Here is a 17,974-nt window from a genome sequence, read left to right on the forward strand (position 1 = left end):
AAATAAAATGAATTTATTACTCAGCGGCAGGTCTCAATTGATTGATTTTACTTATAACAATTAAGAGACTGAAGAAAGTCAGTTTTTTCAGCGTTTTTTTCTCAAAACAACGATAACTTTTGGTATTATGATCATACTTTAAAAGCTCAAAGGTTAACTACTCATGTCAGGCCCGCGTTTATACACAGAAGAAGAAGCAACTCATCAAGCGTACGATATTTTTTTAGAATTGGCACCAAGCAACCTGAATGAGCAAGACGTTGAGACTTTTAATCAATACAGAGAAGAACTTGGTTTTATTGAAGAGGGCGAGCCCGATGAGCAATGGCAGGATTTTGTTGCTCTAGAAGTTGAAGCTGATCATTTTTTGCAGGTGTTAGTAGGCTTAGAATTTGAAAATGACGATGTATTATTCGCTAAAATTTTAATTAGCCGTGATAAAGACGCGCCTTTTTGTCACATTTTATGGAAAGAGACTGAGTAACTCAGTTTTAGTTAAAGTTGTTTTATGATCACCTACAAGAGAGAGTGTTTTGCGTAAGTTTTTATTCTTAATTTTTTTAATGGTTTGCCGCCCAAGTTGGGCTGTCGATCCTTTTGAAGATTTTCATGAATACGGACAACTCTCGGATGAAGAAATTCATGATTTACATAAAGGCGAAATGCTTTACGGCGACACCGAATTTGGTTTTATATTAAGTAAAGGCAATACTAATTCGACCAGTTTTAAACTCAAAGGTAACCTTTATCAAGATTTTGAAAGCTGGCGTAATCAATTTAAAATAGATTCCTTATACAAACGCGATCATAACGATGACACCGGAAAGTCTGATGTGACCGCTAACCGGGTGTTTATATCAGCGCAAGGTAACTACAAAGTAGGCGTTAAGAATTCCTCATTTTTTATTTATGGCGATTACGAAGAAGATAAATTTAGCGGTCTAGCGTTTAAAAGTACAGTAGCAACAGGTTATGGTGCGCGCGTTTACCAAGGCGTTAAAAATAAAGTTGATATTGATATAGGACCTGGTTTGTATCGCTCTGTGGCTGAGGAGCAGTCTGATGTTAGCGAAGATGATAAAAACAAAGTAGGTTATTTAGTGCGCTTTGCTATGCAATGGGAGCGGTTGGTTTCTGAGCGAACGCGCTTTAACCAAGATGTAAGTATAGAGCAGTCTTTGTCGGGGCTTAATTCACGATTAAAATCAGAAACAGCCTTGATCAGCCAAGTAATTGGTGGGGTATCACTTAAGTTTGCTTATATGTATCGTTATAATTCCAAACCTGAAGAAAATAAGCTCAAGTTTGACTCAGAGCTCAGCGCAACATTAGTTTATAGCTTTTAAGTTGTTTTATTTTTAATCGTATCGTTATTTAATTTTGAGAGTGTTATGTATCAGCATAAGCAGTATGCGCTATTTATATTTTTTGTATTAGCCTGGATTGGTGGCTTTGTAGCCCTTGCCTGGAATTTAATTGGGGCTGATGGCCCACTTATGGTGTTTGCCGGTATTTTAGTGCTGGTGGGTTTTTTGTTTCATGGCTTAACCGTAAAAGTAAATGACACTCATATTAGTTGGGCATTTGGTCCAGGTGTTGCTGGGCAAAGTATTGCACTTGCAGATATTGCAGAAGCTAAAGCGGTGCAAAACTCGTATCGTCATGGGATTGGTATTCGTATTACCCACGATGGCTGGATATATACAGTGTCTGGTTTTAGTGCTATTCAACTTACCCTTAAAGATGGCACTTTATACAGAGTGGGTACTAATGATCAGCAAGGCTTACTCACAGCGCTTGAAGGTAAAATAGCACCTGCAGAAACACTTAAAGCAGCTACCGATGATGCTAAACCTGCTGCGGTTTAAATGTAATTAAATTGAGTTTAGTAACAAAAAAAGCGCCTTAGGCGCTTTTTTATTTGCTTAGGGCATTTTAGTGGTCGTGACCACAACCGCCTTCACCATGTACATGACCATGGCTTAGTTCTTCTTCGGTTGCATCGCGTACTTCTAAAATTTCTACATTAAAGTTAAGCGTAATACCAGCCAGTGGGTTATTACCATCTACAATAACTTCTTCGTCTTGAATGTCGATGATCATGACTGATTGATCGCCATCATCGGTTGATGCACGAAACTGCATACCCACTTCAATTTCCATGCCTTCAAACATTTCTTTAGGCACAGCTTGCATTAAGTTGTCACTACGTTCGCCGTAACCTTCATCAGGTTCAACTTTTACGCTTAACGTGTCGCCAGCTTGTTTGCCTTGCAGAGCATTTTCTAGGCCTGAAATTAGATAGCCGGTGCCAATAATAAAAATTAGTGGTTCGCCATCGAACGAGTTATCAATGGTATTGCCGTCATTATCTAATACCGAATAATGCATTTTTACCACTTTGTTTGCTGCAACGATCATAGTCAGTCCTATTTATTCATCTTCAAGAGAGTAGGGTAGAGGAAGAATGTTTAGCTCTACCGAAGGAGTGTGTTTTGCACGAAGTACCTGAGTAACATCAGTATCGTTTGGCAACACTACAAGGCCAGTAAGTGTTTTACTTTGTTCATTAAAGCTCTGGCTGATAAGTTTACCAGCGCGGCGCCAGTTTTCGCCTAGTTGTCTTTCTAGATCCAACTCAGTAAGTAACCCATCGCTTTGCCCTGAAACGATATACATAGCACGCTTATTTTTACCTAAGTATTTCATTCGCGCTACGGTTTCTTGCCCTGCGTAACAGCCTTTTTTAAAGCTAATGCCACCTATTGCTTGCAAGTTAACCATTTGCGGCACGTATTCACCAATCGCTTGCTCATTAAGCTGTGGCTCGCCGGCTAAAATAGCAGCTTGTTGCCATAGCATATCGTTATCAAGCGTTACTACGTTATCAGGCAAGTTAAATTGCTCATCTACCATTAGTAAAAGTCGATTGCCGGTAAGCTTAAGAGCTTTACCATGGCTAAAATCGCATGCAGTGTCTTGCGCCGCAAATTCGATATTAAGTTGTGTGAGTAACTCAGTAAAGTCGTCGCTAATTAAGCCAATTAATCGCTGTGGTGCTACGTTAATATCTACTTTAGCAAATACCGCATATTTTTTTAACTCGGCTAAAGAGCACTCTACTTCAGCCTTAGAGCCAATTAAATAGTAATGATCTTGATGAGAAAATAATTTAAACACGCCCCATAACTTACCTTTGGCGCTACAGTGCCCGGCCCAAAGATAATTGTTGTTGGTTAGCTTGTTGATATCCTGAGTGATTTGTCCGTGAAGATAAGATAATTTATCTGCGCCAGAGAAGCTAATAAGCTGATGAGATAAAGCACATGCATGAACAATCGACATAAACACCTTCTTTGACTATTTAATGAGGTAACATAATAACGTAGATACAACCTTGGGTACAGCAGCTAACTCTGTACGGGTTTTTATTATTTTAATAAGTGATTAAGAGCTGCTAAATTAATTGGTATTTGTTAAACTCAGGTCAATTAAATATGAGGTTTAAAATGACTGAAATTCATAGTAAAGCACGTATCCGTTGGGCTTGTCGCCGTGGCATGCTAGAGCTAGATGTATTGTTTATGCCCTTTGTAGAGGATGCTTTTGATTCACTTAGCGTTGAACAGCAAGCTATTTTTCAGCGTTTACTTACCGAAGAAGATCCTGACTTATTTGCTTGGTTTATGGGCCATAAAGAATGTAAAGATGAGCAGCTCAACAGCATGGTGCAACTTATTTTAGACCGAGTTCGTGTATAGGTTTACAGTTACAGCAAACAAAACAGACCATAAACCTATTGTGGTCTTTTTTTGTGTTTTAACATTATTGCTGTGCTTATTTTTAAGTTCACTTGAGGCAATCATTTTTTGCATAGTTGTTAACTTTGTAGCGGCCATACTTGTATGGCTAAAAATGCAGGCAGTACAGCCACTTGAAGGCGTTATTATTTTAGCCCCAAAGCAGTTTAGGTTTGAAAATAGCACACGGTTAATTCAAGGCGAAATAAGTGCTAAAAGCCGCTTAATTGGCAACAGTGTTTGGCTTTATATTAAGGGTTTTAATAACAACTATTGGCTGATTATTACAGCCAATAGTGTTGATGTACAAAGCTATGCGCGCCTAAAACGCGCCACACTTAATGCAATTAACGCTGTGGAGTTAAAATAGTAGGTGTTGGATTAGCGTTTTGCTCTGGGTAGTCAATAGTGTAGTGCAGGCCACGGCTTTCTTTACGCTCAAGTGCACTGCGAATAATTAGTTCGGCAACTTGTACCAAATTACGCAGCTCTAACAAGTTATTACTAACTCTAAAGTTAGCGTAATAGTCATGTATTTCCTGCTGTAACAACTCAACTCTATGTAGTGCACGCTCTAAGCGTTTAGTTGAGCGCACAATACCCACGTAGTCCCACATAAACAACCTTAGTTCATGCCAGTTGTGAGTAATCACTATTTCTTCATCTGAATTAGCTACGCGGCTTTCATCCCAGTGCGGCAGATTAATGGGCTCTGGTGCATGTTCAATTTTGCTTAAAATGTCTTTTGCAGCCGCATGGGCAAACACAATACACTCTAGTAATGAGTTACTCGCCATACGATTAGCACCATGTAAGCCGGTATAAGCAACTTCACCTACTGCATATAAGTTATCTAAATCGGTTTTACCATTAAAGTCAGTCATTACTCCACCACAGGTATAATGCGCTGCAGGTACAACAGGAATAGGATCTTTGGTAATATCGAGCCCGACACTTAGACACTTTGCATATATAGTGGGGAAGTGCTCAATAATAAAATCTTTATCTTTGTGACTAATGTCTAAAAATACGCAATTGGCACCCAAACGTTTCATTTCAAAGTCGATAGCGCGAGCAACAATATCGCGAGGAGCAAGCTCTTCACGCTCATCAAACTCGTGCATAAATCGGCTGCCGTCGGGGCGTCTTAAATAAGCGCCTTCACCACGCATTGCTTCGGTAATTAAAAAGTTTTGTAATTCAGGGTGGTACAAACTGGTTGGATGAAACTGGTTAAATTCCATGTTCGCCACTCTACAACCCGCACGCCATGCCATAGCAATACCATCACCACTGGAAACATCAGGGTTTGAAGTATACAAATACACTTTACTAGCACCACCTGTAGCTAAAGCAACAAATTTAGCCGCAATTGTTTCTACTTTTTTTGCGTTTTTATTCCATACATACATGCCATTTATATGCGAGCTGGCTTTATTGCCGCTTTTATCTGTAATTAAATCAATGGCGTTGTAATGCTCTAACAGGGTGATGTTTTTGTGGGCTTGAACTTGGCTGATTAATGTAGTTTGTACGGCTTTACCAGTAGCGTCGGCGGCGTGTAAAATACGTCGGTGGCTGTGGCCGCCTTCACGCGTTAAATGAAAACGCTCTTTACCATGGCTATCCAGCTCTATATCAAACGGTACGCCTTGATTAATTAACCATTGCAAACAATCGTGGGCATTACTAGCGGTATAGTGCACTGCTTCTTTGTCGCATAAGCCACCGCCCGCATCGAGCGTGTCTTGCACATGTGATTCTATACTGTCATGTTTCTTATCAAATACCGCGGCTATACCACCTTGGGCATAGAGTGTGGAGCCTTCAGTGAGTGCTCCCTTACTGATTACGGTAACGTTACAATAGTTAGCTAAAGATAAGGCAAGTGATAAGCCCGCTGCGCCGCTACCGATAATAGCGACATCTGCAATGTGATGTTTATTTTGGTTCATGTCAGAGGTACTTTGCGGTTACAATGCCCATATAGAGCAATGTTTGTTTTCAATAGTGGTAGTTGTATCATATTTGCCATCATACCAAGTAGTAATTTTGGCTCTAACTACGGTTATTTACGACTATTTAATAAAAAAACAATATAAAGCAGAACTTTTTATTCATGTAAGAGTCAGAGTATCTGTGAACAATGGCGACACTATGAATGATAAGCAAAAATTAGACACAGGAGTACCGGCTCGAATGAGCGAGCAGGATCAAGATTTAGCGCTAGTAAAAAGGGTTCAGCAAGGAGATAAAAACGCCTTCAACCTATTAGTAAAGAAGTATCAAAACAAAATTGCCGGTTTGATCTCACGTTATGTGTCAAATCAGGGTGATATTGCAGATGTAGCACAAGAAGCGTTTATAAAAGCTTATCGTGCGCTTCCTAACTTCAGGGGCGATAGTGCCTTTTATACTTGGTTGTACCGTATTGCAGTAAATTGTGCTAAAAATTATTTAGTAGCTCAGGGACGTAAACCGCCAGCAAGTGATATAGACGCACAAGATGCCGAATTTTATGACTGCGCGGACTCAATGCGTTCTAACGCATCTCCTGAAAATTTACTGCTGAGCGAAGAAGTACGCGCTGTTATTTTTAATACGATTGATAGTTTGCCTGAAGATCTTAAAACCGCAATCACCCTCAGAGAAATTGAAGGGATGAGCTATGAAGAAATAGCTGTGGTAATGGATTGCCCAGTCGGGACGGTACGTTCGCGTATATTTCGTGCCCGTGAAGCAATTGATAACAAATTAAACCCATTAATAGGCGAGTCTTAGTATGATAAAAGCACACGTTAACAGGTTAGATGACGAATCGTTATCTGCATTACTTGACGGCGAGCAACAACTAGCAGATGCAAAAATTGCAGAGCAAGACGTTGCTACCTTTGGCCGTTATGCGTTAATTGGTGATGCAATGCGAGCTCAAAAAGATCACAGCGATATTCATATTGATATTAGCAAGCGTGTTGCGTTAGCACTCGAAAGCGAACCAGTATATGCAGATTTCAGTCAGTCTAAAGCGCAATCTGCGCCGCAAAGTGATACTATAAACGACAATAAAGTTGTGGCATTTAATTGGCGCAAGCCAGTGGCACAACTTGCGATTGCAGCAAGTGTTGCTATGTTTGCTATTGTAGGCGTAAATATGTTGCCACAGGGCGATGGCGCGCAACAAAGCGAAATTCCATTGCTGCAAACAACACCTTTTACAGGTACTGCATCACCAGTGAGTTATTCATCGGAGCCCGCGCTTAAAAACGCAGAAAATGGTTTGCGTGAATTGCAGCAGCAACGTATTGGCGCACTTGTTTTAGAGCATCAACGCCAAGCTCGTGTTGCACATTCATTAGAGGCTGCGCAAACGGATGCAAAAAAACCAGAGGAAAACAACTAATTAAATGAAAGTAATTACTTTTATTCTGTCGCTGGCAATCAGCTTTAATACCTTTGCCAGCGACACCAATCCTGCCAAAGATTTACTGCTTAAAATGGCTAATGCCGTTCATACCCGTAACTTTGACGCCTCGTTTGTGGTTGTTAAAGGTAAAACCATGGAACCCTACCGTTGGTTACATGCAAAACAAGATGACATTGAGATAGAACACTTAAGTTTACTCAATGGCGCGGGCCTAGAAATGGTACGCGTTGACAACCAAGTTACTTATTTTGAGCCGCAATCAGAGCCTTATTCACTTACAACTGATTCAATTGCAGGGCCAATTCCTGAAGTACTGTTTAAAAACGTTGAGCGTTTAAGTGGCCATTATGACTTTGTACTTGGTGGAAAAGGGCGTATATCAGGACGAGCAGCTCAGTTAGTACGTATAGAATCTAAAGATGAAGACAAATATAACTACTGGATTTGGCTTGATATGGAATCCTCTTTATTACTAAAAGCGGCCTATGTTAATCATCAAGGCGAAGCTTTAGAGCAACTGCAACTTACCCACATAAGTGTTACAGAGCAGCCTGCTAGTATGTTGCTGGAAATACTTAATCGCAACTTTCCAACCCCGTTACCAAATAACTCACTCGAAACATTGGACAGTAATACGGCAAAAACGTGGAAAATAGACTGGTTGCCAGCAGGCTTTGAATTATTAAAATCAGACCGCCATAAATTAGATTTAAATAATGAATTAACCGACTACTATTTATTTTCAGATGGCTTTGTAGAAGTGTCGGTATTTATACAAAGACCTTTGCCGGGTAAGCGCTTAAGTGGCTCACTCACCTCTGGGGCAACCACAGTTTATGTGCACAACGGCGGTAATTTTGATGTTTCGGTGGTGGGTAATATTCCTAGTTTAACGGCCAAAAAAATTGCAGAGTCGGTGACCCGCGCATTATAAACGATTTATAAAGAGTTGTTATGATAGAACAAACCTTAAAAGTTGTGGCCCTTAGTGGCCACATTGCACATTTAGAGGCACAACAAAAACAAGCATGCGAAGGCTGTAATGGTCGTTGTGGATCGCAGGTGTTTAGTAAGTTATTTGGCAGTGCTAAAAAAACCTTTCCCTATAAATTTGACACGCCCGTAGTGGTGGGACAAAAAATCACCTTGTCGCTTGATGACAGCCACGTTGTTAAACACGCCTTTACTGTATATATGTTGCCGCTATTTTTAAGCCTAGGCTTTGCGCTAGTTGCCGCTGAATTACTGTTAGTTACCGAAGGATGGCAAATTTTAGCTGCTGCTTTGGGTGGCGGTATTGGCTTTTTAATGGCTAAAATGTGGGTTAAATCATTCAGGCATGATATCAAAGTGATAAAAATTCATCCAATTAGCCTTCCTTTAACTCAAATAGATGGTGATTGATGCCAATTAAATGTAAAATTGCCCGCTTACGCCACAGCAACTTGAAAATATAAAAACAAATATTTTCAAGTTGTTTAGGTATATCTACTTAGTCCATTAAAATAGAGTTTAGAATCCATTTTATGAAGCATATCCGTAATTTTTCGATCATCGCCCACATTGACCATGGTAAATCGACCCTTTCAGATCGTTTGATCCAAGTTTGTGGTGGTTTAACCGACCGTGAAATGCAAAAACAGGTTTTGGATTCAATGGATATTGAGCGCGAACGTGGTATTACCATTAAAGCGCAAAGTGTAACCTTGAATTATAAAGCCAACGACGGCGAAACCTACCAGCTTAACTTTATCGACACCCCAGGGCATGTTGATTTTACTTATGAAGTATCACGCTCATTAGCAGCATGTGAAGGTGCGTTACTCGTTGTAGATGCTGGTCAAGGTGTTGAAGCACAAACACTGGCAAATTGTTACACTGCCATTGAAATGAACTTAGAAGTAATACCTGTACTTAATAAAATAGATTTACCACAAGCCGATCCGCTTCGTGTGGCTGAAGAAATTGAAGATATTATTGGTATTGATGCCCTAGATGCAGTGCAATGTAGCGCTAAAACTGGCGTTGGTATTGCCGAAGTACTTGAAATGATAGTTAAAGATGTACCGCCACCGGTTGGCGATAAAGATGCTCCTCTTCAAGCACTTATAATTGACTCATGGTTTGACCCATACCAAGGTGTTGTATCATTAGTGCGCATTAAGCACGGTGAACTGCGCGCGGGCGACAAAATTAAAATCATGTCGAACGATCACGTACACACAGCCGATCAGGTAGGTGTATTTACACCAAAGCAAACTAACACAGGTATTTTAAGAACCGGTGAAGTAGGCTTTGTAATTGCTGGTATTAAAGAAATACATGGTGCACCTGTTGGCGATACTATTACTCATCAAAAAAATGCGGCACCATTGCGTTTACCTGGTTTTCAAAAAATAAAACCACAAGTGTATGCAGGTATGTTCCCAATTGCTTCTGATGAATATGAATCGTTTCGTGATGCGCTTAATAAATTAAGCTTAAACGATGCGTCGTTATTTTTCGAACCAGAGAACTCAACAGCACTTGGTTTTGGTTTTCGTTGTGGCTTTTTAGGCATGCTACACATGGAAATTATTCAAGAGCGTTTAGAACGTGAATACGATATTGATTTAATTACCACAGCACCAACCGTAATTTATGAAGTAGTGACTAAAAAAGACGGGACTTTCCAAATTGATAACCCATCTGATTTACCTGCGGTAAACGATATTTTAGAAATTCGTGAACCGATTGTAGAAGCCAATATTTTAGTGCCGCAAGAATACTTAGGTAGTGTTATTACCTTGTGTGTTGATAAGCGTGGCATGCAAACTAAAATGTCATATCATGGTAAGCAAGTTGCGGTAACTTACGAACTTCCTATGGCAGAAGTAGTTATGGACTTTTTTGATAAGTTAAAATCAACCAGTCGTGGCTTTGCATCGCTTGATTACAACTTTAAGCATTTCCAAACATCAGATATGGTACGTGTTGATATTTTGATCAACTCAGAGCGCGTCGACGCGCTGGCGATCATTGCTCACCGCGATAGTGCGCAATCACGTGGTCGCCAATTAGCCGATGCACTAAAAGAGCTAATTCCACGTCAAATGTTTGATATTGCGATTCAAGCAGCTATTGGCGGACATGTTATTGCCCGTACTACGATAAAACAGATGCGTAAAAACGTAATTGCTAAGTGTTACGGCGGTGACGTGAGTCGTAAGAAAAAGCTACTTAAAAAGCAAAAAGATGGTAAAAAACGCATGAAGCAAGTAGGTAACGTTGAAGTGCCTCAAGAAGCGTTTTTAGCTATTTTAAAAGTTGGTAAATAAAAACAAAGGATTATAAATGGCTGGCTATTTTTCAGTTTTATTGGTGCTATTAACCTTAGGCTCAGGTCTAATATGGTTAATAGACCACTTAATGTTTGCGCCGAAACGAAATGCGCATTTGGCTATGGCAGAGGCTTCTGCTGGTGGTAAATTAGATGAAGAAACTGCCGCATTAATCGCACCAGAGCCTATGCTTACTGAAACAGCAAAGTCGATTTTTCCGATGATTGCTGCTATCACTATATTTAGATCGTTTATGTTTGAACCGTTTCAAATACCTTCAGGTTCAATGATGCCTACTTTATTAGTAGGAGATTTTATTTTAGTGCAAAAGTATTCGTACGGGATTAAAGACCCAGTATGGCGCAGCCAATTAGTTGATGTAGGTGAGCCTGAGCGTGGTGATATTATTGTTTTTAAATACCCGCTAGACGAAAAGGTCGATTTTATTAAACGCACAATAGGCTTGCCTGGCGATAAAATTGTTTATCGTGATAAGCGTTTATATATTCAACCAAATTGTAAAGCTGGTGAAACCCAGCAGGGTGAGCTGCTTTGTAATGAATTTAATAAAATTGATTTTAAATTAATTAATGATGACGAATTTAAGCAAGGCTCAATGGCATTAGCGCGTTTAAATGAAAACTTAACTACGTTAAGCCATGATATTTTAATTAACCCTCAGGCGCCTGAACGTAAAGGGCGTTATTATCAGCAACCAGGTACACCTACCGATGAATGGGTTGTTCCTGCTGATCATTATTTTATGATGGGTGATAATCGCGATAACAGCCAAGATAGTCGCTTTTGGGGTTTTGTGCCAAAAGAAAACTTGGTGGGTAAAGCTGTCTTTATATGGATGAGTTTTGAATTTGATAATGGCCCAGATGACATTTTACCAGGATGGGTTCCAACTGGTGTTCGTTTTGAACGCCTAGGTAATATTCAATAGCAATGAAAAAAAATGTAACAGAACTATACAAAACAATAGACTACATATTTGCAGATCAAGGCTTGCTTGAGCAAGCAATGACGCATCGTAGTCATAAAGGTCAGCATAACGAGCGACTAGAATTTTTAGGCGATTCAATTTTAAGCTTTGTGATTGCAAATGCGCTGTATGCTAAATTTCCTAAAGCGCGTGAAGGCGATTTAAGCCGTATGCGCTCTACCTTAGTGCGTGGTCAAACATTGGCTGAATTTGGCTTAGAGTTTGGCTTAGGGGATTATTTACGCTTAGGTCCAGGCGAGCTAAAAAGTGGCGGCTTTCGTCGCGAGTCAACACTTGCCGATGCCGTAGAGGCGATTATTGGCGCTGTGTTTTTAGATTCGGATATTGAACGCTGTGGCGAATTAATTTTATCTTGGTATGAAGAGCGTTTAAATGCTATTTCACCAGGGCTTAATCAAAAAGATCCTAAGACCCTGCTGCAAGAGCATTTGCAAGCTCGTAAACTATCGTTACCGGGCTATACAGTTGTTGATACAAAAGGCCAGGCACACAATCAAACATTCACGGTTGAATGTATTGTTGATGGCATGGATAGCATTATTTCTGTTGGTAGCTCGCGTCGTAAAGCCGAACAAAAAGCTGCTGAAAAAGCATTGAAGATACTTAAAAATGAACCTTGATACCTTAATACAACCACACGATGGCGATATAGATACGTTTTGCGGCATGATCGCAATAGTAGGGCGCCCTAACGTAGGTAAATCTACTTTACTTAATAAAATTATTGAGCAAAAGGTTAGTATTACCTCACGTAAGCCACAAACCACACGCCACCGTATTATGGGTATTCATACCGAAGGTAAGCATCAAGCTGTTTACGTTGATACACCTGGCCTACACGTTGAAGAAAAACGTGCTATTAACCGCTTAATGAACCGTGCAGCATCAAGTTCAATTGGTGATGTAGAGCTTATTATATTTGTAGTTGAAGGCACCCACTGGAATGCCGATGACGACATGGTACTTAATAAAGTATCGCAAAGTGGTAAGCCGGTATTATTGGTGCTCAATAAAATAGATTTAGTAAAAGATCGCGACCTAGTGCTGCCTCATATGAAGTGGTTAGGCGACAAGTTTGACTTTATTGGTATTATGCCAGTGTCGGCTGAGCAAGGTAAAAATATCGACTTGATCAAAGCTGAAGTAACTAAACGCCTTCAGCCAAGTGAATTTTATTTTCCAGAAGACTACGTAACCGACCGTTCAATGCGCTTTATGGCAGCAGAAACCATTCGTGAAAAGCTAATGCGTTTTATGGGCGAGGAGCTACCGTATTCTGTTACTGTTGAAATAGAGCAGTTTAAATGGCAAGAAAACGGTATTTGGCATATCAATGGTTTAATACTCGTTGAGCGCGAAACACAAAAGCGTATGGTGATTGGTAATAAAGGCGAAAAGCTAAAAACCATTGGTCGCGAAGCACGTAAAGATCTTGAAGAAATGCTCGATAATAAAGTGTTTTTAGAGCTTTGGGTTAAAGTTAAATCGGGTTGGGCTGATGACGAGCGCGCATTAAGAAGCCTAGGTTATGGTGAAGACTAATAATCTGCTAGCAGTTTAAATTATGGATAGCGACTTCTACAGAGCGTATTTATTACATCGGCGTCCTTATAGTGACTCCCAAGTAATGCTTGATATGCTAGTAGAAGGCGTTGGCCAACTTAGAATGCTAGCCCGTATTAGTGGCCGCCAGGCCACTAAACATAAAGCGCAATTACAACCTTTCCAAGCCTTGTTGGTACATTACAACGGCAAGTACGATTTAAAATACATCAACAAATTTGAACTGCACGGAACGCCACTTTTTTTAAAAGGTGATGAGCTTTATTGCGGCTTTTATTTAAATGAATTAACTAATCGAATTGTGCCAATTAATGAACCGATTGATCAGGTTTTTCAGCTTTATAATACGCACTTAAAAAACCTTAATAGCGGTGCTAATTTACAAGCAGTACTGCGTTCTTACGAATTTCAACTATTAGAATTATTAGGTTATGGCGTCGATTTTAGTTTTGACGCCAGCGGTGAACCCATAGATGAAAAGCGAACGTATAGCTATTTTGCAGAAGTTGGCTTTTTAGTACAAGACGATCCGCGCTCTGGATTTAGCGGTTTGCAACTTAATGCCATAGCTAATCATGACTTTAGCCAAGCAGATGTGTTATATATGGCAAAGCAATTAAGCCGCTACTTATTAAAGCCACTACTTGGTAATAAACCATTAAAAAGTCGTGAGTTATTTGCGGCCTCTCAATAAACGTAATTTTACAGGTAAAATAATGAAAGATATTCTTTTGGGTGTAAACGTTGATCATATTGCAACACTTCGCCAAGCACGTGGCACTAGCTACCCTGATCCAGCACATGCAGCAAGTGTAGCTGAGCATGCAGGAGCCGACGGTATCACTATTCATTTACGTGAAGATCGCCGTCATATTCAAGACCGTGACGTGTATGTAATGGCTAAAACCATTCAAACACGCATGAACCTTGAAACAGCCGTAACCGATGAAATGATCAATATTGCACTTGAGGTAAAACCTGAGTACGTATGCCTAGTGCCAGAAAAACGCGAAGAGCTAACCACCGAAGGCGGACTTGATGTGGCGGGTAATCTTGAAAAAATTACCGCAGCAACAAAAACCTTGAGCGACGCAGGTATTAAAGTTTCGTTATTTATTGATGCTGATAAAGCGCAGCTAGATGCAGCTAAAGCAACAGGCGCTCCGTATGTTGAAATTCATACCGGTGCTTATGCAGATGCTACAACCGATGAGGCAATAAGCAAAGAGCTTGAACATATTCGCCAAGGCGTTAAATACGCAGCCAGTATTGGCTTAATTGTCAATGCGGGCCATGGTTTGCATTACCATAATGTAAAACCAATTGCCGCAATGGAAGAAATTTATGAGCTTAATATTGGTCACGCCATTATTGCTCGTGCCGCCATTGATGGGCTAGATAAAGCCGTACGCGATATGAAACGCTTAATGCTTGAAGCGCGTGCCTAAAGCCTCGCTTTAAATAAGCTACTTGAAGCTTCTTGCTACTTAGTTATATTAGGTGCATGGAGCTTCTAATTTTGAGCCCGGCTGTTATGCAAGTTAGCAACTAGCTTGGGTGAGTACAATTAAAGCCACTAAAAGTTAAGAATACACTGCTAAAATAGCGCCACTTGGATCGCGAATAATAAAATAGCTTTCGCCACCATATTCAGTCGGCCCTTTAATAATTTCGCCTCCTAACTCCAGCGTTTTTTGTGCGCTAAGCTGAGCATTTTCTACGCGAACATACATTAACCACTGTGCTGGTAAATTGGCGTTATCGCCCTTAGCATGGCAAATGCCTGCAATTGTCCCTTGTGCGTTATTCATATTAAAATCATTGTAACTGCCCATATCTACAGGCTCTTTTTGCCAACCAACAACGTGTGCATAAAAGTCGCTGATTTGCTGTGCATCAGCCACAGTAAGATCGCGCCATTCAATACTACCAATTACTTTGTTATTGCTCATAAAGTATCTTCCTGTTTATTGTACTGATGGCGCAATAGCTATCGTATTATAGTTTCGAGCCTTTAATTTTTAGCATCAAGTAGTAAGTTCTCTAGCTCGTCTTGTAGTTCAAATAACTCAGGTTCAATGCTGGCTAATACGCAGTTACTTTTTAACGCGGTTTCGATTGTTTCGGCCAGCGACTTTAATTTAGGTACGCCAGTGTAGCAACACGCACCATGTAACTTATGAATAATGCTCAGTACTTGTTTGCAGTCTTCATCGGCAATAGCTTGTGCTAATAGGCTAAGTGTTTCGGGCACGCTGAGTAATAACATATTGAGCATTTCTAATGCCAGCTCACTTTTACCGCCAGCATGTTGCAGTGCTATGCCCCAATCAAGGCGCACACTCTTAAAAGGGGGCGGGCTTTGTGGCATGTTTTTTAGTTTATCGCGGCTAACTGGTAGTTGTGGGCTGTGATCGCAAATAATTTGATTGAGCATGTCCTCATCAATCGGTTTAGTTAAATACCCTTCAAAACCGTCTTTTAATAACTGCTCTTTTTCGCTATGCAGTGCATGTGCGGTCACTGCAATGATGGGAGTATCTTCGTTTAATGATGATTCTTTAATTAACTTACAGGCAGTAATACCATCCATAATTGGCATTTGTATGTCCATAAATATTACGTCGTACTTGTGGCTTTTACTCAAACTGTAAGCTTGCGAGCCATTGTGCGCTGTGTCTATTAGCTCAACCTGCTCATTAAGTAAGGTATAAATTAATTTTAAGTTAGCGTCATTATCGTCAACTACTAATACTTTTAACGGCAAGAGTGTTTGCTCATTTTGCTCAATGTTGTGCACCGGATGATCTAATCGATACGGCGCGGCAAGTAGTTCACACAATTTACGATGGTTAAGTGGTTTACTTAAGCAGGCATCAGCGCCGCTGCCAATAAAGGCTTCACGCATACTATGCGATACCGTGTTGAGCATTAAATATAAATAGTCGGTTGATTCACGCACCGCTTTTACATGAGCCTTTAAACGCTGCATATCGTTAACCGAGGCCATATCACCAATGATACAAATATCATATTGCTGCTCTTTATTGTCGATTGCTGCTAAAAATTCTGCATCGCTAAAGCAGCCGGTCACACTTATTTGCCATTCGTTAAGCAAAGATAAAACAGCATGATGGGTGTGCTCGTGTGGCTCTAAATATAAAACATGCTTACCGAGCAAAGATTTAGTTGGTAAGTCACTGGCAAACACATGATTAGGCAGTCTAAATACGCCATTAAAGGTAAAACAGGTGCCATTACCAGGGGCTGAGTTAAGTGTAATTTTACCACTCATGGCCTCTACAATATGCTTGGTGATAATTAGCCCCAAGCCAGTGCCACCAAATTTACGGGTAATACTTGAATCGGCTTGGCCAAAGGCGGTAAATAATGCATCTTGCTTATCAACAGGAATACCTACGCCTGTATCGGCCACTGAAACTAAAATTGAGGTGCGCTCATCATCGAGTAGTCTATGGCTAATGTCGACTTTTATAGCGCCTTTTTCGGTAAACTTAATTGCGTTACTTAATAAATTAATTAAAACTTGTTTTAATCGCGTAGGATCACCGGTTAGGTGATCGGGCACTTGCGGGCTAATATAAATAGACAGCTCAAGCTGCTTATCATGGGCGCTTGGGGCTAACAGCGTCATTACTTCGTTAACGGTATCGCGCAACTGAAACTGAATAGACTCAAGTTCCATAGCGCCCGCTTCTAATTTTGAAAAGTCTAATATATCGCTAATAATGGTCATTAAACTATTAGCCGACAGTTCAATGGTATCTAAGTAATCTTTTTGGTTTTTATTTAATGGCGTTTTATGCAGCTGACGCGTAAAACCAATCACGCCATTTAAAGGGGTGCGTAGCTCATGACTCATTTTTGCCAAAAAGTCAGATTTAACTCGGTTGGCATCTTGAGCTTCTTTTTTTGCCATAGTGAGCTGAATATTTTGCGTTTCGTACTGCTCTAATGTTTCGCGGTAATCACTGGTGGCTTGATCAATGTTTTTTTGCATTTCATCTTTTTGCATCACCATAGAGTAAGAAATAGTATTTAACCCTTCGCGGAGTAACTCAAACTCACCAATCATGGACTCGTTTAAACCAGTTTCTCTTTTACCTTCTACGAGCCTATCGGTTGCCAGTACTAATTTATTAAGAGGGGTCATAAACATATGGCTAAGTTTAAGTGCTAAAATAGCAGCCAGTACTAGGGCTAGTATAATAACAATACCACTGACCAGTAAGGCTCTTTGCTGGCCAATAACCGCTTGATCTCTATTTAACTGTAATACCACAGTTCCTAGTGAGGTTTGAAATATCGATTTATCCCATTTTGTATCAGGACTTGTGTGATTAATAATGGGTGTAAAAAAGGTAATTAAATCATCTGTTTTATGGACTTGAGTGGCATTAAGATTATTTAGTTGCTCGTTGTTGAGCAAGTCATCAAACGAGCGATGATAGTTACTGGTTATTATTAGCTTATTATTGTCGTCAAATAATGCAATCGCCTTTACTACCGGGGAGTGCTTATTGTGTGTATAGCTAATGACACGATTTAGTAATTGTTTGTTTTTTTCAAGTAATGGCTGCTCAAGCGCAATAGCAAGGGGCTCTGAAATAGTCGTCCCTTGTTGATATAAAATTTCATCAAGCTCAATGTAACGATTTATTGTAAAATAACCACCGAGTAACAATCCAATGATCACCGTGGGGATCAGAGTGAGTGTTAAAACAGAATCGCGTAAGCCTAATTTAGTCATATTGGGAGCGTTATTATTGTTATTAGCATGCTCAGAGTATATACGGATAATGAGGTATTCTGCAATTGGAGTCGATTCATCAAATGT

20 protein-coding genes are annotated in these 17,974 nt (G+C 40.1%); 15 read left to right on the forward strand and 5 right to left on the reverse strand.

Features of this window, described 5'->3' with window-relative positions; all coding sequences use genetic code 11:
* The first annotated feature begins 163 nt into the window (after nucleotides 1-163).
* The 3 genes from H5079_RS15765 to H5079_RS15775 all read left to right on the forward strand — a co-directional run bounded on the left by H5079_RS15765 (nucleotide 164) and on the right by H5079_RS15775 (nucleotide 1,868).
* Complete coding sequence (locus tag H5079_RS15765; RefSeq protein ID WP_011327414.1) at nucleotides 164-484, forward strand: HI1450 family dsDNA-mimic protein; 321 nt, start codon at nucleotides 164-166, stop codon at nucleotides 482-484.
* A gap of 79 nt (nucleotides 485-563) precedes the next feature.
* Entirely contained in the window at nucleotides 564-1,346 is a 783-nt protein-coding gene (locus tag H5079_RS15770) for a DUF481 domain-containing protein (RefSeq protein ID WP_086995029.1), read from the forward strand.
* A 45-nt stretch (nucleotides 1,347-1,391) separates the two neighbouring features.
* Complete coding sequence (locus tag H5079_RS15775) at nucleotides 1,392-1,868, forward strand: hypothetical protein (protein ID WP_086995032.1); 477 nt, start codon at nucleotides 1,392-1,394, stop codon at nucleotides 1,866-1,868.
* A 67-nt stretch (nucleotides 1,869-1,935) separates the two neighbouring features.
* On the opposite strand, the gene H5079_RS15780 is transcribed toward H5079_RS15775, so the two are convergent.
* Nucleotides 1,936-2,421: a peptidylprolyl isomerase gene (locus H5079_RS15780; protein WP_011327417.1), complete on the reverse strand. Its 486-nt coding sequence runs from the start codon at nucleotides 2,419-2,421 to the stop codon at nucleotides 1,936-1,938.
* Between the two features lie 12 nt (nucleotides 2,422-2,433).
* Nucleotides 2,434-3,345 (reverse strand): tRNA-modifying protein YgfZ, encoded by a 912-nt coding sequence (ygfZ, locus tag H5079_RS15785; RefSeq protein WP_182684463.1) that lies wholly within the window; start codon nucleotides 3,343-3,345, stop codon nucleotides 2,434-2,436.
* Between the two features lie 164 nt (nucleotides 3,346-3,509).
* On the opposite strand from ygfZ, the gene H5079_RS15790 reads away from it, so the two are divergent.
* Complete coding sequence (locus tag H5079_RS15790) at nucleotides 3,510-3,761, forward strand: succinate dehydrogenase assembly factor 2 (RefSeq protein ID WP_011327419.1); 252 nt, start codon at nucleotides 3,510-3,512, stop codon at nucleotides 3,759-3,761.
* 40 nt (nucleotides 3,762-3,801) lie between these two features.
* A complete protein-coding gene (locus H5079_RS15795) occupies nucleotides 3,802-4,170 on the forward strand; it encodes a hypothetical protein (RefSeq protein WP_041454661.1) in 369 nt (122 codons plus the stop codon).
* Here H5079_RS15795 and nadB read toward each other — a convergent pair.
* The gene (gene nadB, locus H5079_RS15800; RefSeq protein WP_011327421.1) at nucleotides 4,148-5,755 is read right to left on the reverse strand and encodes an L-aspartate oxidase; all 1,608 of its coding nucleotides are present in this window, start codon (nucleotides 5,753-5,755) and stop codon (nucleotides 4,148-4,150) included. The two genes, H5079_RS15795 and nadB, sit on opposite strands and share 23 nt — an antisense overlap.
* A gap of 244 nt (nucleotides 5,756-5,999) precedes the next feature.
* Here nadB and rpoE point away from each other — a divergent pair, with 244 nt between their 5' ends.
* The 10 genes from rpoE to pdxJ all read left to right on the forward strand — a co-directional run bounded on the left by rpoE (nucleotide 6,000) and on the right by pdxJ (nucleotide 14,564).
* Nucleotides 6,000-6,581: an RNA polymerase sigma factor RpoE gene (rpoE, locus tag H5079_RS15805; protein WP_011327422.1), complete on the forward strand. Its 582-nt coding sequence runs from the start codon at nucleotides 6,000-6,002 to the stop codon at nucleotides 6,579-6,581.
* A 1-nt stretch (nucleotide 6,582) separates the two neighbouring features.
* Nucleotides 6,583-7,200, forward strand: coding sequence for a sigma-E factor negative regulatory protein (locus H5079_RS15810; protein WP_011327423.1), 618 nt, complete (start codon nucleotides 6,583-6,585; stop codon nucleotides 7,198-7,200).
* A 4-nt stretch (nucleotides 7,201-7,204) separates the two neighbouring features.
* Complete coding sequence (locus H5079_RS15815) at nucleotides 7,205-8,158, forward strand: MucB/RseB C-terminal domain-containing protein (protein ID WP_011327424.1); 954 nt, start codon at nucleotides 7,205-7,207, stop codon at nucleotides 8,156-8,158.
* Nucleotides 8,159-8,178: 20 nt separating this feature from the next.
* A complete protein-coding gene (locus tag H5079_RS15820; RefSeq protein ID WP_011327425.1) occupies nucleotides 8,179-8,628 on the forward strand; it encodes a SoxR reducing system RseC family protein in 450 nt (149 codons plus the stop codon).
* Nucleotides 8,629-8,750: 122 nt separating this feature from the next.
* Nucleotides 8,751-10,541 carry a translation elongation factor 4 gene (lepA, locus tag H5079_RS15825; RefSeq protein WP_182684465.1) on the forward strand — a complete coding sequence of 597 codons (1,791 nt, stop codon included), beginning with the start codon at nucleotides 8,751-8,753 and terminating at the stop codon, nucleotides 10,539-10,541.
* 16 nt (nucleotides 10,542-10,557) lie between these two features.
* The gene (gene lepB / locus H5079_RS15830; RefSeq protein ID WP_058372740.1) at nucleotides 10,558-11,493 is read left to right on the forward strand and encodes a signal peptidase I; all 936 of its coding nucleotides are present in this window, start codon (nucleotides 10,558-10,560) and stop codon (nucleotides 11,491-11,493) included.
* 2 nt (nucleotides 11,494-11,495) lie between these two features.
* Nucleotides 11,496-12,173, forward strand: coding sequence for a ribonuclease III (rnc, locus tag H5079_RS15835; protein ID WP_041454353.1), 678 nt, complete (start codon nucleotides 11,496-11,498; stop codon nucleotides 12,171-12,173).
* On the forward strand, nucleotides 12,163-13,095 hold the full coding sequence (gene era / locus H5079_RS15840) for a GTPase Era (protein WP_182684467.1): 933 nt from the start codon (nucleotides 12,163-12,165) through the stop codon (nucleotides 13,093-13,095). Before rnc ends, era begins: the two co-directional genes overlap by 11 nt.
* Nucleotides 13,096-13,117: 22 nt before the next feature.
* Nucleotides 13,118-13,810, forward strand: coding sequence for a DNA repair protein RecO (recO, locus tag H5079_RS15845; RefSeq protein WP_011327430.1), 693 nt, complete (start codon nucleotides 13,118-13,120; stop codon nucleotides 13,808-13,810).
* Between the two features lie 22 nt (nucleotides 13,811-13,832).
* Complete coding sequence (gene pdxJ, locus H5079_RS15850) at nucleotides 13,833-14,564, forward strand: pyridoxine 5'-phosphate synthase (protein ID WP_011327431.1); 732 nt, start codon at nucleotides 13,833-13,835, stop codon at nucleotides 14,562-14,564.
* Nucleotides 14,565-14,699: 135 nt separating this feature from the next.
* Here pdxJ and H5079_RS15855 read toward each other — a convergent pair whose 3' ends face one another.
* Nucleotides 14,700-15,068, reverse strand: a complete 369-nt coding sequence (locus H5079_RS15855; RefSeq protein ID WP_182684469.1) for a VOC family protein — start codon at nucleotides 15,066-15,068, stop codon at nucleotides 14,700-14,702.
* 62 nt (nucleotides 15,069-15,130) lie between these two features.
* Entirely contained in the window at nucleotides 15,131-17,887 is a 2,757-nt protein-coding gene (gene barA / locus H5079_RS15860) for a two-component sensor histidine kinase BarA (RefSeq protein WP_182684470.1), read from the reverse strand.
* Nucleotides 17,888-17,974: the final 87 nt, after the last annotated feature.

The sequence above is a fragment of the Pseudoalteromonas sp. SG44-5 genome (genome assembly GCF_014164175.1).
Classification (GTDB): domain Bacteria; phylum Pseudomonadota; class Gammaproteobacteria; order Enterobacterales; family Alteromonadaceae; genus Pseudoalteromonas; species Pseudoalteromonas nigrifaciens.

What these genes read in the sequence shown, in the direction of transcription:
- barA (WP_182684470.1), bottom strand. Translation starts at nt 17,887, where the DNA reads ATGACTAAATTAGGCTTACGCGATTCTGTTTTAACACTCACTCTGATC.
- H5079_RS15855 (WP_182684469.1), bottom strand. Translation starts at nt 15,068, where the DNA reads ATGAGCAATAACAAAGTAATTGGTAGTATTGAATGGCGCGATCTTACT.
- era (WP_182684467.1), top strand. Translation starts at nt 12,163, where the DNA reads ATGAACCTTGATACCTTAATACAACCACACGATGGCGATATAGATACG.
- H5079_RS15775 (WP_086995032.1), top strand. Translation starts at nt 1,392, where the DNA reads ATGTATCAGCATAAGCAGTATGCGCTATTTATATTTTTTGTATTAGCC.
- pdxJ (WP_011327431.1), top strand. Translation starts at nt 13,833, where the DNA reads ATGAAAGATATTCTTTTGGGTGTAAACGTTGATCATATTGCAACACTT.
- H5079_RS15780 (WP_011327417.1), bottom strand. Translation starts at nt 2,421, where the DNA reads ATGATCGTTGCAGCAAACAAAGTGGTAAAAATGCATTATTCGGTATTA.
- H5079_RS15765 (WP_011327414.1), top strand. Translation starts at nt 164, where the DNA reads ATGTCAGGCCCGCGTTTATACACAGAAGAAGAAGCAACTCATCAAGCG.
- ygfZ (WP_182684463.1), bottom strand. Translation starts at nt 3,345, where the DNA reads ATGTCGATTGTTCATGCATGTGCTTTATCTCATCAGCTTATTAGCTTC.
- rpoE (WP_011327422.1), top strand. Translation starts at nt 6,000, where the DNA reads ATGAGCGAGCAGGATCAAGATTTAGCGCTAGTAAAAAGGGTTCAGCAA.
- lepB (WP_058372740.1), top strand. Translation starts at nt 10,558, where the DNA reads ATGGCTGGCTATTTTTCAGTTTTATTGGTGCTATTAACCTTAGGCTCA.
- H5079_RS15790 (WP_011327419.1), top strand. Translation starts at nt 3,510, where the DNA reads ATGACTGAAATTCATAGTAAAGCACGTATCCGTTGGGCTTGTCGCCGT.
- H5079_RS15820 (WP_011327425.1), top strand. Translation starts at nt 8,179, where the DNA reads ATGATAGAACAAACCTTAAAAGTTGTGGCCCTTAGTGGCCACATTGCA.
- H5079_RS15770 (WP_086995029.1), top strand. Translation starts at nt 564, where the DNA reads ATGGTTTGCCGCCCAAGTTGGGCTGTCGATCCTTTTGAAGATTTTCAT.
- nadB (WP_011327421.1), bottom strand. Translation starts at nt 5,755, where the DNA reads ATGAACCAAAATAAACATCACATTGCAGATGTCGCTATTATCGGTAGC.
- rnc (WP_041454353.1), top strand. Translation starts at nt 11,496, where the DNA reads ATGAAAAAAAATGTAACAGAACTATACAAAACAATAGACTACATATTT.
- recO (WP_011327430.1), top strand. Translation starts at nt 13,118, where the DNA reads ATGGATAGCGACTTCTACAGAGCGTATTTATTACATCGGCGTCCTTAT.
- H5079_RS15810 (WP_011327423.1), top strand. Translation starts at nt 6,583, where the DNA reads ATGATAAAAGCACACGTTAACAGGTTAGATGACGAATCGTTATCTGCA.
- lepA (WP_182684465.1), top strand. Translation starts at nt 8,751, where the DNA reads ATGAAGCATATCCGTAATTTTTCGATCATCGCCCACATTGACCATGGT.
- H5079_RS15815 (WP_011327424.1), top strand. Translation starts at nt 7,205, where the DNA reads ATGAAAGTAATTACTTTTATTCTGTCGCTGGCAATCAGCTTTAATACC.